This is a genomic window from Pseudomonas brassicacearum (genome assembly GCF_003732265.1).
In the GTDB taxonomy this organism is placed as follows: Bacteria; Pseudomonadota; Gammaproteobacteria; order Pseudomonadales; family Pseudomonadaceae; genus Aquipseudomonas; species Aquipseudomonas brassicacearum_D.
Genome location: NZ_MOBK01000212.1, coordinates 1 through 481 on the forward strand (window position 1 = coordinate 1; position 481 = coordinate 481).

The 481-nt window shown below is 53.2% G+C and carries 1 pseudogene; it reads left to right on the forward strand.

The features are described 5' to 3' along the window. Positions 1-481 (forward strand): annotated as a pseudogene (locus BK660_RS30900) (NAD-dependent epimerase/dehydratase family protein); the annotation flags it as partial.

The window sequence follows — 481 nt, forward strand, 5'->3', positions numbered from 1 at the left end:
GTTTTATCTTTATCAGCTCGATCAAGGTGAACGGCGAAGGCACGCCTCGAAATAAAACGTTCAAGGCGACAGATTTGCCCGCACCGGTCGATGCTTATGGCATTTCAAAGCGTGAGGCAGAGGACGCAATACGGCAAGTATGCGAGGAAACCGGTATGGAGCTTGTTGTGATCCGGCCGCCACTTGTTTACGGACCCGGTGTCAAAGCCAATTTTCTTAGCATGGTACGTTGGCTTGATCGCGGTATACCCCTGCCATTAGGGGCTATTGATAACAGGCGCAGTCTGGTTGCAATCGGCAATTTGACGGACATGGTGTCGACGTGTATCGATCACCCTGCTGCCGCAGGCGAAATATTTCTGGTTAGCGATGGTGAGGATCTTTCCACCACTCAATAGTTGCGTCGCACAGCGCTCGCCTTGGGCAAGTCTGCCAGGTTGTTGCCCGTACCTGCCGGACTTTTGCAAGCCGCCGCGTCAAT